The organism is Arthrobacter sp. SD1074B (genome assembly GCF_056780195.1).
Map to the genome: position 1 here is coordinate 3,358,499 of NZ_JBRAZT010000001.1, position 13,740 is coordinate 3,372,238.

At 68.4% G+C, this 13,740-nt stretch carries 13 protein-coding genes; 6 read left to right on the forward strand and 7 right to left on the reverse strand.

What is annotated here, in order from left to right:
• Position 1: 1 nt before the first annotated feature.
• Together purD and ACUYM2_RS15635 are read right to left on the reverse strand one after the other, a co-directional pair.
• Positions 2 to 1,324 carry a phosphoribosylamine--glycine ligase gene (gene purD, locus ACUYM2_RS15630; protein WP_481600879.1) on the reverse strand — a complete coding sequence of 441 codons (1,323 nt, stop codon included), beginning with the start codon at positions 1,322 to 1,324 and terminating at the stop codon, positions 2 to 4.
• Positions 1,325 to 1,538: 214 nt separating this feature from the next.
• Positions 1,539 to 2,105, reverse strand: coding sequence for a TetR/AcrR family transcriptional regulator (locus ACUYM2_RS15635; RefSeq protein ID WP_481600880.1), 567 nt, complete (start codon positions 2,103 to 2,105; stop codon positions 1,539 to 1,541).
• 22 nt (positions 2,106 to 2,127) lie between these two features.
• Here ACUYM2_RS15635 and ACUYM2_RS15640 point away from each other — a divergent pair, with 22 nt between their 5' ends.
• The 4 genes from ACUYM2_RS15640 to ACUYM2_RS15655 all read left to right on the forward strand — a co-directional run bounded on the left by ACUYM2_RS15640 (position 2,128) and on the right by ACUYM2_RS15655 (position 6,747).
• Complete coding sequence (locus tag ACUYM2_RS15640) at positions 2,128 to 3,291, forward strand: MFS transporter (protein ID WP_481600881.1); 1,164 nt, start codon at positions 2,128 to 2,130, stop codon at positions 3,289 to 3,291.
• A 369-nt stretch (positions 3,292 to 3,660) separates the two neighbouring features.
• A complete protein-coding gene (locus ACUYM2_RS15645; protein ID WP_481600882.1) occupies positions 3,661 to 5,280 on the forward strand; it encodes a molybdopterin-dependent oxidoreductase in 1,620 nt (539 codons plus the stop codon).
• Between the two features lie 36 nt (positions 5,281 to 5,316).
• Positions 5,317 to 6,333: an asparaginase gene (locus ACUYM2_RS15650; protein ID WP_481600883.1), complete on the forward strand. Its 1,017-nt coding sequence runs from the start codon at positions 5,317 to 5,319 to the stop codon at positions 6,331 to 6,333.
• Between the two features lie 3 nt (positions 6,334 to 6,336).
• On the forward strand, positions 6,337 to 6,747 hold the full coding sequence (locus ACUYM2_RS15655) for a sterol carrier family protein (protein WP_481600884.1): 411 nt from the start codon (positions 6,337 to 6,339) through the stop codon (positions 6,745 to 6,747).
• 25 nt (positions 6,748 to 6,772) lie between these two features.
• Here the strand turns inward: ACUYM2_RS15655 and ACUYM2_RS15660 are convergent, their stop codons facing one another.
• Complete coding sequence (locus ACUYM2_RS15660; RefSeq protein WP_481600885.1) at positions 6,773 to 7,534, reverse strand: SDR family oxidoreductase; 762 nt, start codon at positions 7,532 to 7,534, stop codon at positions 6,773 to 6,775.
• A gap of 146 nt (positions 7,535 to 7,680) precedes the next feature.
• Between ACUYM2_RS15660 and ACUYM2_RS15665 the strand changes: the two genes are divergently transcribed.
• Complete coding sequence (locus ACUYM2_RS15665) at positions 7,681 to 8,610, forward strand: CHAD domain-containing protein (protein WP_481600886.1); 930 nt, start codon at positions 7,681 to 7,683, stop codon at positions 8,608 to 8,610.
• Positions 8,611 to 8,660: 50 nt separating this feature from the next.
• On the opposite strand, the gene ACUYM2_RS15670 is transcribed toward ACUYM2_RS15665, so the two are convergent.
• From ACUYM2_RS15670 to ACUYM2_RS15685, 4 genes are all read right to left on the reverse strand, one after another.
• Complete coding sequence (locus ACUYM2_RS15670) at positions 8,661 to 9,836, reverse strand: zinc-dependent alcohol dehydrogenase (RefSeq protein ID WP_481600887.1); 1,176 nt, start codon at positions 9,834 to 9,836, stop codon at positions 8,661 to 8,663.
• A 101-nt stretch (positions 9,837 to 9,937) separates the two neighbouring features.
• A complete protein-coding gene (locus ACUYM2_RS15675) occupies positions 9,938 to 10,639 on the reverse strand; it encodes an HAD family hydrolase (RefSeq protein WP_481601508.1) in 702 nt (233 codons plus the stop codon).
• A complete protein-coding gene (locus tag ACUYM2_RS15680; protein WP_481600888.1) occupies positions 10,632 to 10,934 on the reverse strand; it encodes a YegP family protein in 303 nt (100 codons plus the stop codon). Before ACUYM2_RS15680 ends, ACUYM2_RS15675 begins: the two co-directional genes overlap by 8 nt.
• 108 nt (positions 10,935 to 11,042) lie before the next feature.
• On the reverse strand, positions 11,043 to 12,806 hold the full coding sequence (locus ACUYM2_RS15685; RefSeq protein ID WP_481600889.1) for a glycoside hydrolase family 15 protein: 1,764 nt from the start codon (positions 12,804 to 12,806) through the stop codon (positions 11,043 to 11,045).
• Between the two features lie 103 nt (positions 12,807 to 12,909).
• Here ACUYM2_RS15685 and ACUYM2_RS15690 point away from each other — a divergent pair, with 103 nt between their 5' ends.
• A complete protein-coding gene (locus ACUYM2_RS15690) occupies positions 12,910 to 13,692 on the forward strand; it encodes a DUF72 domain-containing protein (protein ID WP_481600890.1) in 783 nt (260 codons plus the stop codon).
• Positions 13,693 to 13,740: the final 48 nt, after the last annotated feature.

The window sequence follows — 13,740 nt, forward strand, 5'->3', positions numbered from 1 at the left end:
CTCAGCCCTTCGCTTTCGCGGCCGCGGCGACAGCCGAGGCTGCGCCGGGCGCCGTCACCTTGATTTCGCCGCGGGCGGCCTTGCCGCCGATGTCGGTGCGGAACTGGCCGCCGTCGAGCTGGACCAGCTCGACGCCGTCGTACGCCCGCTCGCGGGCCTCCACGAGGTCCGTCCCGAGCGCCACCACGGCGAGGACGCGGCCGCCTGCGGAGACGACCTTGCCCTCGTCGTCCAATTTGGTACCGGCATGGATGACGTGCACGCCCTCGATCGCTTCAACCTTTTTGAGCCCGCGGATCCGGTCGCCGGTCCGGGGCGTGCCGGGATAGTTTTCGGCGGCGACGACGACGGCGACCGCCGACTCCCGGGACCAGCGAAGCGGCTGGACCTTGTCCAGTTCGCCCTTCGCGGCGGCCATCAGCAGGCCGCCCAGGGGCGTCTTGAGCCGGGCCAGGACCGCCTGGGTTTCCGGATCGCCGAAACGGACGTTGAACTCGATGACCCGGGTGCCGCGGGACGTGAGGGCGAGGCCGACGAACAACACGCCGACGAAAGGGGTGCCCCGGTGCGCCATCTGGTTCACGGTGGGCTGGGCGATCCGGTCGATGACTTCCTCGACGAGCCCTTCCGGGGCCCAGTCCAGCGGGGTGTAGGCGCCCATGCCGCCGGTGTTGGGGCCCTCGTCGTTGTCGAAGATGCGCTTGAAATCCTGCGCCGGGGACAGCGCCACGGTGGTGCTGCCGTCGCACAGCACGAACACGGAGACCTCGGGACCGTCGAGGAATTCCTCGATCACCACGGTTCCGCCGGCGTCGAAGCAGCTTTGGGCATGGGCCAGGGCTTCATCCCGGTCGCGGGTGACGACGACGCCCTTGCCGGCGGCGAGTCCGTCATCCTTCACAACGTAGGGGGCACCGAAGGTATCGAGCGCGTCTGCGGCCTCCTCGGCGTTGGACGCAACCCGGGCCATCGCGGTGGGCACACCGGCCTCGGCCATGACTTCCTTGGCGAACGCCTTGGAGGCCTCAAGCTGGGCGGCGGCTTTGCTGGGACCGAAGACGGGGATCCCGGCGTCGCGCACCGCGTCGGAGACGCCGGCGGCCAGCGGGGCTTCCGGACCGACCACCACGAGGTCGACGTCGAGTTTGGTCGCCAGCGCGGCGACGGCGTCGGGATCATTCGCGTCGACGGCGTGTGTGGGGACCAGCCTGCTGATACCGGCGTTGCCCGGGGCCGCGTGGACCTCGGAAACATTGGGGTCGGCGAGCAAGGATCGGACAATGGCGTGTTCGCGGCCGCCGGGGCCGATGACAAGTACCTTCACAGTTCCCAAGGGTACTTTGTGCACCCTGCAGCGTCCTAAGCTGTGACCGGCGCGGGACATGTCCAGCCTTAGCCGCAGCAGCTGGACATAACGCGCATTAGCCCATTCCTCACGCCCCGGGGAGGGCATGTCCCACGCGCAGCACCGGACGAGCAGCCGAAGTTCACCCCATGCGGTTAAGCAGGCATAAGCCGCGGTTCACTTCCTACGCCCGTTAGGCTGTTCGGGTCTCAATCAGAAAGCTGGCAACCCTGCGTGCAGTTGTTGTTCCCTGTCCGGCTTCACGCAGTCTCATCGCCAAGACGCCGGTGACCACGAGCAGCAGTTCCTCGGCCAGAGCCTGGGCTTGGCGCCCTACAACGGGCACGGCGAATTCGGCGAGCCGGGTTCGAAAGGAATTGGTGTCTGCCCGCACTACCTCGAGGATTTCGGCAGGCATTTCGGCATACTCAGCGGCAGAACCAAGGAATGCGCACCAGCGCGCGCCACCAGGGCTTGCCATGAATTCGTCCAGTGCATCGAAGACCGCCAGCAGTTTTCCCCGGGCTGCTGTCTGGCGCTCGATGGCCTGGTCCCATGCAGCAAGCCATGCCTTATGACGTCTGGTAAGAGCGGCTGCGACTAGCGCTTCCTTACTTGGGTAACCGCGGTAAAGCGTGGCCGCGGACACCCCGGCCCTGTCAAGGATTAGGTCAACCGGTGTAGCGGCGATTCCGCGGGTGAAGAAGAGCTCATCCGCGGCATCGAGCAGCTTTTCCTCAGTTTTTGAACGAATTCCCATGGAAATAGCTTAGGCTATGAAAATGAAACGTGCGTTTTCGTTTACCCTCGCCATGGATGGCATGTTACTTGCCGCGGGCACTAGCTTCATCGCGCTGACCTATGGTCTGGTCCGAATGGCGTACGGCCTCTTTCTTCCGGACGTGCAGGCAGAACTTTCCTTCGACGCAGCCACGGCGGGCATCATTTCATCCGGCGCGTCTCTGTCCTACTGCGTGGGTGCCATGATCGGTTTACGCGCGGGTGCGGCTCACCCGCGCCGGCTGGTCATTGGGGCGGCTCTCTGTGCCGGCGTTGGATCCGCAGGCATGGCCGCAGCGATGCAGCCGGGCGTCTTTGCCGCCTTCGCAATCCTCAGTTCCACCGGCGCCGGTCTTGCATCACCTGCCCTCGTGTCCATCATCGGCCGCAATGTCGAAAGAAGGGACAACGATCGCGCACAATCAATTGTGAACGCAGACACCGGGCCTGGACTGATCATCGCCGGGGTGCTGGCGCTGGTACTTCTCCCTAACTGGCGGCTCCCCTGGTTCGTCGTAGCCGGCTTCACCTTCGTCGTTGCCGCCATGGTTCTACGGCTTGACAGGGCACGCATCCACCTCTCAGTTGACGAGAATAGGTTTCCGCCCAGATCCTGGTTCGGCGCACACAGCCACATCATCGCCGCTGCACTCCTGATGGGTGCCGGCTCGGCTGCCGTATGGACCTTTGGACGAGCCCATCTGGTGGAATCCGGTGCCAGCGAGCCGGTATCGATTGGAGCATGGATAGCCCTCGGCATCGGTGGAACAGCAGTAATCGCCACTGCACGGTGGATGAGCCATTTTCGGCCACGGGCCGCGTGGGCGGTCAGTGCCTCCGTGGTTGCCGGCGCTACTGTGATGCTTGGGATCACACCCGGCTTTACTGCCCTGGCGCTAGTCGCCTGCGGTGCTTTCGGGTGGGGCTACACCGCCGCCACGGGAGCGCTTATCGCATGGACGTTGGAACGCGACTTCGGTCGTGCTGCAACGGGTACCTCGCTGCTGTTTGTTGCACTCGTCCTGGGGCAGGCGCTCGGCGCGACGGCCGCAGGTGCAGTCGCAGCTGCCTGGGGGCTCGCTGCCGCTTTCGTACTGGCAGCCGTAGTCACCGGAGCGGCCGTGGCCGTCCCGCATTGGCCTAAAGCAGTGAATGAGACACCCTGAGGTCGCCCTCCCAATGGCCCGGTTCTTCCCTGATAGCCATGTGGGCTTGGCGGTCACCGATCTCATGAGCATCAGCACGCGGTCGGCAATGCGGATGCGGCTGGGCCCACTTGCCGCAGGAACACCCTTCCGGGGCCTTGGATCCAAGCCTTGCTGCACCAAGCCCTCGGCCCCGTTGCATCCATGCAACCAACGATGGCCCGTCTTCGGGTTATTCCCCAGCATCCGGCATGCTGCCCGGTTGAGGGCATGTCTCACACGCAGCACCGGACGAGCCAAGGGACGTGTCCAGCCTTAGCCGCAGCCCGCCGGGCATACCCAGTCCTGGCCGCGGACAATCCACCGGCACCACCGCTCCGAACATCCTGTATGAAGACGCCCAGCAATCCGACGCCCGGCACCACCACACAGCGCAAGAAGCGGCCCGCCCTCTTGTCAGGCCCCACCGCCCTAGCCGCACTGGCCGGCGTGGTATCGGCCGCCGTCGTGCTGGCCGTCGCGGAACTGATCGGAGCCTTCTTCACGGCCCGCGCAACCCCGCTGATCGCCCTCGGCTCGACCTTCATCGACTTCACCCCGCCGTGGATGAAGGATTTCGCCATCGCCACGTTCGGCACCAATGACAAGGCCGCACTGTTCGTCGGCATGGGCCTGACTATCCTGCTGCTGGCGTGTGTGCTGGGCATCGTCGCGTTCCGCAAGTGGGTCCTGGGCGTGGCAGGCGTGCTGCTGTTGGGTGCGGTGATCGTGGCCAGCGTAGTGACCCGGGCCAGTGTGAAACCGCTGGATGCCATTCCTTCGCTGATCGGCACCGTGGCCGGCCTGGTGGTGCTGCGGTTCCTGATCAGCAAGCTGTGGCGGATGCACCAATGGCCGGAGGTGGCATCGGACCTCGGCGCCGAAGAGCCGGACCGTCCCGCCACCAGCCGCCGCGCCTTTTTCACCGCCAGCGGGATCACCGCCGTCGCTGCCGCGGCGGCTGCGACAGGAGGACGGCTCCTAAGCGCCGCCCGCAGCAACGTGGCCCAGGCCCGAGAAGCACTCAAACTGCCGGCCCCGGCCAAGGCTGCCGCCCCCGTGCCCGCCGGCGTCCAGTCCAAGGCACCCGGTGTCACCCCCTGGCTGACACCGAACAAGGACTTCTACCGGATTGACACCGCCCTTAGCGTGCCGGAAATCGACGCCCAGTCCTGGGAGCTTCGGATCCACGGCATGGTCGAACAGGAGGTCCGGCTCAGCTTCCAGGACCTGCTGGATGCGCAGCTGATCGAATCCCATGTCACGCTGACCTGCGTGTCCAACCCCGTCGGCGGCAACCTGGCCGGCAACGCCAAGTGGCTGGGCATGCCCATCCGCGACGTCCTGAAGATGGCCCGGCCCAAGGACGGCGCGGACATGGTGCTCTCCACCTCGGTCGACGGCTTCAGCGCCTCCACGCCGTTGGAGGTCCTGCAGGATGACCGCGATGCGATGCTGGCGATCGGCATGAACGGCGAGGCCCTCCCGCTGGAGCACGGCTACCCCGTCCGGATGGTGGTCCCCGGGCTGTACGGCTTCGTCTCGGCCACCAAATGGGTCGTGGACCTGGAAGTAACCCGGTTCGCGGACAATAAGGCCTACTGGACGCAGCGCGGCTGGTCCGAGCGCGGCCCGATCAAGACCATGGCCCGGGTGGAGGTCCCCAAGTCCTTCGCCAAGGTCGCCGCCGGCAAGGTCGCGCTCGGCGGCACCGCCTGGGCACAGACCCGCGGCATCACCAAGGTCGAGGTGCAGATCGACAACGGCCCCTGGACCGAGGCCGTGCTGTCCGCAGAGGCTTCCTTGGTGACCTGGCGGCAGTGGTCCCTCGACTGGGATGCCACCCCGGGACCGCACTACATCAAAGCCCGCGCCACCGACGGTACCGGCGAAGTCCAGACGGACAAGCGCGCCGATCCTGTGCCCGACGGCGCCTCCGGCTGGCAGTCTGTCATGGTCACCGTGGAGTAACCGGGCCGGGACCCCAACGCACCATAGACTTGCAGCATGCCTCTGAACCCGCATGCCACCTTCACTGTTGAGTCCGCCGTCGAACTGGCAGTCGTGGAACGCAGCGGTTTCATCGAGTCCCGCCACATCGGCTCCGCCGTCGTCATGGCCGCGGACGGAAACATCGTCACCGAACTCGGGGACATCACCACCCCGATCTATGCCCGCTCCACGCTCAAGCCCCTGCAGGCACTGGCGTCCATGCAGTCCGGCGTTCCGCTGCGCGGCGCACAGGTGGCGATCGCCTGCGGCAGCCACGTGGGCTCCCTGGACCACATGGACGTGGTGGAAGGCATGCTCAAGGCCGCCGGCGTCAAGGAGGACCAGCTCCAATGCCCCGCCGCCTGGCCCGAGGACGAGACGGCCCGGACGTGGCTGGTCCAGACCGAACGCGGGAAGTCGCGGCTGGCGTTCAACTGTTCGGGGAAGCACGCCGCGTTCCTCTGGGCCTGCACCGAGAATGGCTGGGACACGCACAGCTACCTGGAACCGAACCATCCCCTCCAGCAGCGCATCCGCTCCGTAATCGAGGAATATTGCGGTGAAAAGATCTCCCACCTCGGCATTGACGGCTGCGGCGCCCCGGTGGCCGCGGTCTCGCTCGCCGGACTGGCCAGCGCCTTCTCCCGCCTGGCCAAGGCGCCCGGGGACAAGAACTCCAACGCCCGGGCCGCCACGATTGCCACCTCCATGCTGGACTACCCATGGGCGGTGCAGGGCCGGGGCCAGGCCAACACGATCGTCATGGACGAGCTCGGCATCATCGCCAAGGTCGGCGCCGAGGGCGTGCTGGTCATGGCCACCCCGCAGGGCGTCTCGGTGGCGGTCAAGGTCCTTGACGGCAACGTCCGCGCCACCACACTGGTGGGCCTGACCCTGCTCGCCGCCGCGGGGGCCGTGGAGATCCCGGAGGTCTCGAGCGCCCTGGACAAGGTCGTCGACCCGGTGCTCGGAGGCGGCCGGCCGGTCGGCAAGATCCGCCTCGGCCACGCCGTCTCGGCGCTGCTGGACTAGGCCGTGGCTGTTCAGCGGCGCCGGATTCCGGTGGACGAGGGCCGCGCGGCTCTGGCCGCCTGGCGGGAAGCGACCGCCGGAGCGTCTGACGCCGCCGGGCCGGACGGCGCAACGACGGGTGCTCCGGCGGTCCCGCGCAGCACGCTCGCGACGGCGGTGCGCTACTCCCTCGAGGAGGTCACCGCCCGTGCCCCCGGCAACTCGGTGGAGGTCCGCGTCCCGCCGTTCGGCGTCACCCAGTGCGTCGAGGGCCCCCGGCATACCCGCGGCACTCCCCCTAACGTCATCGAGTGCGACGCCGCCACCTGGCTCGCCATGGTCAGCGGCCGGCTCAGTTGGGCAGACGCGGTGGACGCGGGCAAGGTGGCCGCCTCAGGTCTGCGCGCGGACCTGTCCGGCCTGCTCCCGCTCTAGGCAGTCAGCGGCCGGGCGTGACGGCTCAGCCGCGCCCGATGAACGGCATCCCCGCAGGGGTGATAATAAGCGATCCAACGCTGGCGGAGGCGGGCATGCCGGCCATCAGCAGCACGGCCCGGGCCGCGTCCTCCACCGGGAACGTCGGCTCCGCCCGGCGGCTGCCGTCCGCCTGGAGCGCGCCCTCGCCGACGCCGATCTCGTCCATCAGCTCCGTGGCCGCGTTGCCGATGTCGATCTGCCCGCAGCTGATGCCGAAGCCGCGGCCGTCGAGTTCGATGCTCTTGCTCAGGCCGGTGATCGCGTGTTTGGTGACCGTGTAGGCCACGGTGCGCGGCCTCGGGGAGTGCGCGGCGATGGAGCCGTTGTTGATGATCCGGCCGCCCTGCGGCGACTGGGCCTTCATCGCCCGCACCGCGGCGGCCGCGCACAGCAGCGAGCCGGTCAGGTTCACCGCGGCCGTGGCTTCCCAGTCTTCGACGCTGATCTCGTCCACCGAGGCGGCGGGGCCGAACACACCGGCGTTGTTGAACAGCACGTCCACCCTCCCCCAGTGCTTCAGCGCCGCGGCGAAAAGCCGCTCGACGTCGTCGGGCCGGGTGACGTCGCAGGGGACGGCCAGCGACTGCGCGTGTCCGGCACCGGTCTCCAGCAGCGGCTTCTCCCGTCTGCCGGCCAGCACCACCCGGTAGCCTTCGGCGAGCATGAGCCGTGCCACCGCCCGCCCGATCCCCGACCCCGCTCCGGTGACGACGGCGACCCGGCCTGGGTGGTGCTGGCGTGTCATGGGGCTCCCTGGGGTGGCGTACTGGAATCCGGTCCCGGACAGCCTATGCCGAGATGGCACGTTGCGGCAGTGTCCGGCGCAAAGATTGCCGCAATCTGCCACCTCGCGGGGCCGCGAAGCCGTCCGCCCAGGACGTAGAGTGAAGCGTGGCAACCACCGCGGGCGAGGTCCTGCTGGCCTATCTTGGGCAGCAGCTCGCCGAGCTGCGCCGGCACGCTCCCGGAGTGCTGGCCAGGCAGCCCGACGACGTGCACCAGATGCGCGTGGCGGCACGCCGACTCCGCTCGCTGCTCGCGTCCGGCCGACCGCTCTTCGAAGCCGGGGCCGTGGAACCGCTCCGCGATGAACTGCGCTGGCTCTCCGGCCTTCTCGGGGCAGCCCGGGACCCGGAGGTGGTCCATGCCAGGCTGACCGCCCTGCTCGCCCAGGAGCCGGAGGCGCTGCGTTTCGGGCCCGGCGCCCTCCGGATCGACGAGGAGCTGGACGCCTTGGCCGCAGCCGGATTCGATGCGGCACTTGAGGGACTTCGGAGCGAGCGGTACGCCCGCCTGCAGGCGGCCCTGGAACAATTCCTCACCGGTGCGCCGGCGGCACCGAAGGCGGCCGGAGCTCCGGGGCCGGGGATCGGCAAGCTCGTGGCCAAGGACCGGCGCCGGTTGGAGCGCGCTGTCGCCTCCCTCCCCCTTGCGGACGACGGCGGTGCTGGTCCCTCCCGCGACGGCGGCTCCTCCCCCGTCGGTAGCGCCGCCCGGGATGCCGGCCTGCACGAGGTCCGGAAAGCGGCCAAGCGGCTGCGCTACGCCGCTGAACTGGCCGCCTCACTGAAAGCTGGGGAAAAGCGGCGCCGGCGCGCGAAGCGGTTGGCGAAAGCCGCGCGGAAGATCCAGCAGCTCCTGGGCCTGCACCAAGACAGTGTCGTGGCGCGGGAGCGGCTGGTGGAGCTGGGCGGCCGGGCGCTGCGCAGGGGGGAGAGCGGTTTCAGCTACGGCCGGCTGCACGCCAAGGAAGAAAGCCTGGCGGCCGCCTCGGAGCGGGCCTTCCTGAAACTCTGGAGTAGGAAGTTTCCCGTCCGCTGAGGCGGCCGCAGCCCCCACCGCAGGGACGTCCCTGGGACGTCCGCGGCCCGTCAGGGCTTCAGCACCACCTTGATGCAGCCGTCCTGCTTCTTCTGGAACTTCTCGTACATTGCGGGGGCCTCGTCCAGGCTGGCCTGATGCGTCACGAGGTCCATGACGCCCAGCGGATCGGAGTCGGACTCCACCAGCGGCAGAAGGTCCTCGGTCCAGCGCCGCACGTTGCACTGGCCCATCCGCAACTGGATCTGCTTATCGAACATGTGCATCAGCGGCATCGGGGAGGCCGTGCCGCCGTACACGCCGCTCAGCGAGACGGTGCCGCCGCGCCGGACCGCGTCCAGGGCCGTGTGGAGGGCGGAGAGCCGGTCCACCCCCACGGTCTCGAAGGCTTTCTGGGCCAGCTTTTCCGGCAGCAGGCCTGCGGCGTGCTGGGCGAACGAGGCCACGGGCGAGTCATGGGCTTCCATCCCGACGGCGTCCACTACGGAATCGGCGCCCCTGCCCTGTGTCATGGACCGGAGTTCATCGGCGACGTCCTTGGAGTAGTCCAGCGTCTCGACGCCGTGCCGTTCCGCCATCGCCCGGCGCTCCGGCACGGGATCCACGCCGATGACGCGTAGGCCGAAGTGCTTGCCGATCCGTGAGGCAAACTGCCCCACCGGTCCCAGGCCCATCACCGCGAGGGTGCCGCCCTTGGGCACGTCCGCGTACTTAACACCCTGCCAGGCGGTGGGCAGGATGTCGGAGAGGAAGAGGTAGCGTTCGTCCGGCAGCTCCGAACCCACCTTGATGGGTCCGTAGTCGGCGTGCGGCACCCGCAGGTACTCCGCCTGCCCGCCGGGCACGGAACCATAAAGCTCGGAGAACCCGAAGAGCGAGGCTCCGGAGCCCTTTTCTTTGACCTGGGTCGTTTCACACTGGGACTGCAGTCCCTGGCTGCACATAAAGCAGTGGCCGCAGGAGATATTGAACGGGATGACCACGCGGTCCCCCTTAGCCAAGTTGGTGACGGCGCTGCCCACCTCCACAACGACGCCCATCGGCTCGTGGCCGATGATGTCGCCCTTGTGCATGTAGGGGCCGAGGACCTCGTAGAGGTGAAGGTCGGAGCCGCAGATTGCCGTCGAGGTGATGCGCACGATCGCGTCGGTGGGTTCCTGGATCACCGGATCGGGAACTTCTTCAACACTGACGGAACGTTTGCCCTGCCAAGTAAGTGCCTTCATGAGCTTGCCTTTCGGTCGCGGTCTGGAGGGAAAATCTGGAAGGAATGTGGAGCTCGCGAAGCCGACTGCGCGCCGGTTCCACAGCGGAGGAGTTGCCGGCGTCAGCGGGAGCGGGCCGCGAGCTTGCCGATGGCGCTGCCGGCGAGGTTGTCCAGCAGGGCGCGGGGGCTCTGGTAGACCTCCACCGCGCCGGCTGCCCGGAGTTCGGCTTCGCTGGTGCCGCCGCAAGTGAGCCCGATCGCCGGGATATCCAGGGCGGCGGCGGCGTAAATGTCCCAGACGGCGTCCCCGACGTATACCGCGTTCTCGGCGGGGACTCCCACGGCTTTGAGCGCGGCGACGAGGATGTCCGGCGCCGGTTTGCTCTCCTTGGCGTCAGCCGAACTCGTGGCTGCATGGATATAGGCGTCGGCGTCGATCGCGGCCCGCAGCATCTCAAGGTCGCGGTCACGGGCCGAGGAGGCCAGCGCGACGGCCAGTCCGCTGTCGTGGCACTGCGCCAGCAGTTCGCGGGCACCGTCGAGCCTGCGCAGCGAGGGCCAGAACGTGGAGAACACGGCGGCATGGGAGGTCATGATGTCCGCATCGGCGTCGGTGTCCCGGTCGGCGGGCAGCAGGCTGTCCAGGATCTTGTCCCCGCCCATGCCCACGGAGCGGTGGATGCTGGCCATCGGCACGTCATAGCCGGCCTGCCGGAAGGCGCGCCACCAGGCGAGCGTGTGGAGGTAGGAAGAATCGATCAGCGTTCCGTCGACGTCGAACAGGACCGCCGCCGTGTGCTGGGGCGTGGAGGAGTTAGTTATGGGCACGGGTACGCTTCGCTGCCGCCAGGGTGCCACCGGAGAGTGAAGAGCCGCGGCCCGCGCCGCCGCCGGTCCGCCGCTTTGCCATCGACGCGATGATGGCGGGCTGGCCGTCGCCGCTGCGGTCACGGATCAGGCCCGTGCCGGCAATCTCGCGGGCCTGGGCAATACCTGCCACGGCCGCCCGCTTCGTCGGGAACGTCACGGAGACCGCCATCAGGTCCCCGGCGGCGTCCATCATCCGAATGCGGTAGCCGCCGTCGGGGGCATCCACAACCTCGAAATATCCAGCCATTGCATACTCCTTCAATCCTGCACCCCTGGTGGGGATATTAGTAAGTATACTTATCTAAGCTCTGGAGGAAAGCCCGCCCCTTGGCCGCGCCGGGGCCAGGGGCCGCCGTCAGTCGCCGCCCTCCTGCAGGTGGAGGGCACTGCGCACCAAGGCGAAATGGCTGAACGCCTGTGGCGTATTACCCAGCTGCCGGGCCTCCTCGACCCCCCACTCCTCGCTCAGTAGCCCGACGTCGTTGCGTAGCGCGAGGAGACGTTCGAACAGCTCCCTGGCCTCGCGCCGCCGGCCCGCGCCGATCAGGGCGTCCACCAGCCAGAAGGAACACGCGAGGAAAACCCCCTCGCCGCCCGCAAGCCCGTCGTCGCTTTGCTCCTGCCGGTAACGCAGCACGAAACCGTCATGGGTGAGCTCGCGCTGCACGGCCTCGATGGTGCCCACCACCCTCGGATCATCCGGCGGCAGGAACCCCACCCGCGGGATGAGCAGCAGGGCGGCATCCAGTTCCGGCCGGCCGTAGGACTGGACGAAGGTGTTGCGTTCAACGTCGAAACCGTTGGCCATGACGTCGGCGTGGATCCGGTCCCGGAGTTCCTCCCAGCGGTCCGCCGGGCCGGGCAGGCCGGCATCCCGGACGCCTTTGACCATCCGGTCCGCCGCCACCCAGGCCATCACCTTGGAGTGGGTGAAATGGCGGCGCGGTCCGCGCATTTCCCAGAGCCCGTTGTCCGGCCGGTCCCACGCAGTCTCGAGGTGCTCCATCAGCGCCACCTGGACGTCCCACGAATCATCGCCGTCCAGCAGCAGGGAGTTCCGGGTCAGGGCCAGGCAGTCCAGCACTTCGCCCCAGACGTCGAGCTGCAACTGGCCGGCAGCCCCGTTGCCGATCCGCACGGGCACCGACCCCTCGTAGCCGGCCAGCCAGTCCAGCGTCGTTTCCGGCAGCCTGCGCTCGCCGTGCAGGCCGTACATGATCTGCAGGTCCGCAGGGTCTCCGGCCACCGCGCGCAGCAGCCAGTTCCGCCAGGCTGCGGCCTCCTCGGAGTAGCCCGAGGCGAGCAGTGCCTGCAGGGTCAGGGTCGCGTCGCGGAGCCAGCAGAAGCGATAGTCCCAGTTCCGTTCCCCGCCGATTTCCTCCGGCAGGGAGGTGGTCACGGCCGCCACAATGCCGCCGGTCGGGGCGAAGGTCAGGGCCTTGAGTGTGATCAGCGAGCGCACCACGGCGTCGCGGTACGGGCCGGTGGCGCTGCACTTGGCCGTCCACTGGTGCCAGAACGATTCGGTGGCTTCCAGGACCGCTTCCGGATCCACCCGCCGCGGCCGGCCGAGGTGGCTGGGCGCCCAGGTCAGCACGAACGGAACCCGTTCCCCGGCCTTGACGGTGAAGTCGCTGGCGGTCTGCATGTGCTCGCCGCGCAAGGGCGCGTCGGTGACCAGGTAGGCGGCATCGGGGCCGGCCACGGCGTGGATGCCGTGCTCGTCGCGGCGGACCCAGGGGACAATGTGGCCGTAGTCGAACCGCAGGGCCAGCTCGCCGCGCATCCGGACGGTACCGCGGATCCCCACCACGATCCGCACAATGTCCGCGGCGCCGTCGCGCGGGGACATGAAGTCGATGACTTTGACCTGGCCCTCGGGGGTTTCCCATTCGGTTTCCAGGATGAGGGTGTTCTTCCGGTAGCGCCGCCGGGTGCATTCGCCGCCGGCGGCCGGCGCGAGCAGCCAGCGGCCGGCTTTGGGGCTGTCCAGCAGGGCGTTGAAACAGGCCGGCGAGTCGAAGCGGGGCAGGCACAGCCAGTCGATGGAGCCTTCGGTGCTGATCAGTGCGGCGGTGTGCAGGTCGCCGACCATTGCGTAATCCTCGATGCGTGCCATGGCTCTTACCCTGCCACAGGACCCGCGGCCGGACGAAGATGCGGCGTGGCGTCTTAGGATGCGGGGCTGGGCCGGGCGGCACTGCTCCGGCTAGGATCCCAGCATGCCGGAACAGGAAACCTGGGCACACCACGACGGCGGCCCGCACCTCCCCGCCGGGGTGCCGCAGATCGGGACCAGCGGCTGGAGCTATGACCACTGGGAGAACGTGCTCTACCCGCCCGGGCTGCCGGCCCGGGACCGGCTGGCCCACTATGCCTCCCGTTTCACCACGGTGGAGCTGAACGCGAGTTTCTACCGCTGGCCGCGGGAGGTTTCCTTTGCAAGCTGGCAGCGCCGGCTGCCGCAGGGCTTCACCATGTCCGTCAAGGCACCGCGGGGGCTGACCCACGGCAAGAAACTTTACGGCCCGGAGGCCTGGGTGGAGCGGATTATCCGGTGCTGGCACCAGCTGGGGGACAAGCGTGCCGTGCTGCTGGTGCAGCTGCCGCCGGATTTGGCCCGCGACGACGCCCGGCTGGACTACTTCCTGGCCGCGCTGCCGGACTGGATCCGCGTCAGCGTGGAGTTCCGCCATGCCAGTTGGGACCAGCCGGCGGTGTATGAGCTGCTGGAGCGGCACGGCGCGGCCTACTGCGTGATGAGCGGGGCGCAGCTGCCCTGCATCCTGCGGGCCACCGCCCCGTTCGTCTACGTCCGGCTGCATGGACCGGACCGGGACCGCCTCTACGCCGGCTCCTATTCTGACCAGGAGCTGGGCTGGTGGGCGGACCGGATCCGCGAATGGCAGGCGGCGGGCAAGGACGTATATGCGTATTTCAACAACGACGGCGGCGGCAACGCGGTGCGCAACGCGGCCCGGCTGCGCGAACTGCTCGGCATTTGAGCCGCTGACGCAATCGCCGGAGCCCGCCGCCGCTGTGGGAGAGTGGGG

What these genes read in the sequence shown, in the direction of transcription:
- ACUYM2_RS15640 (WP_481600881.1), top strand. Translation starts at nt 2,128, where the DNA reads ATGAAACGTGCGTTTTCGTTTACCCTCGCCATGGATGGCATGTTACTT.
- ACUYM2_RS15635 (WP_481600880.1), bottom strand. Translation starts at nt 2,105, where the DNA reads ATGGGAATTCGTTCAAAAACTGAGGAAAAGCTGCTCGATGCCGCGGAT.
- ACUYM2_RS15685 (WP_481600889.1), bottom strand. Translation starts at nt 12,806, where the DNA reads ATGGCACGCATCGAGGATTACGCAATGGTCGGCGACCTGCACACCGCC.
- ACUYM2_RS15690 (WP_481600890.1), top strand. Translation starts at nt 12,910, where the DNA reads ATGCCGGAACAGGAAACCTGGGCACACCACGACGGCGGCCCGCACCTC.
- ACUYM2_RS15645 (WP_481600882.1), top strand. Translation starts at nt 3,661, where the DNA reads ATGAAGACGCCCAGCAATCCGACGCCCGGCACCACCACACAGCGCAAG.
- ACUYM2_RS15670 (WP_481600887.1), bottom strand. Translation starts at nt 9,836, where the DNA reads ATGAAGGCACTTACTTGGCAGGGCAAACGTTCCGTCAGTGTTGAAGAA.
- ACUYM2_RS15660 (WP_481600885.1), bottom strand. Translation starts at nt 7,534, where the DNA reads ATGACACGCCAGCACCACCCAGGCCGGGTCGCCGTCGTCACCGGAGCG.
- ACUYM2_RS15680 (WP_481600888.1), bottom strand. Translation starts at nt 10,934, where the DNA reads ATGGCTGGATATTTCGAGGTTGTGGATGCCCCCGACGGCGGCTACCGC.
- ACUYM2_RS15650 (WP_481600883.1), top strand. Translation starts at nt 5,317, where the DNA reads ATGCCTCTGAACCCGCATGCCACCTTCACTGTTGAGTCCGCCGTCGAA.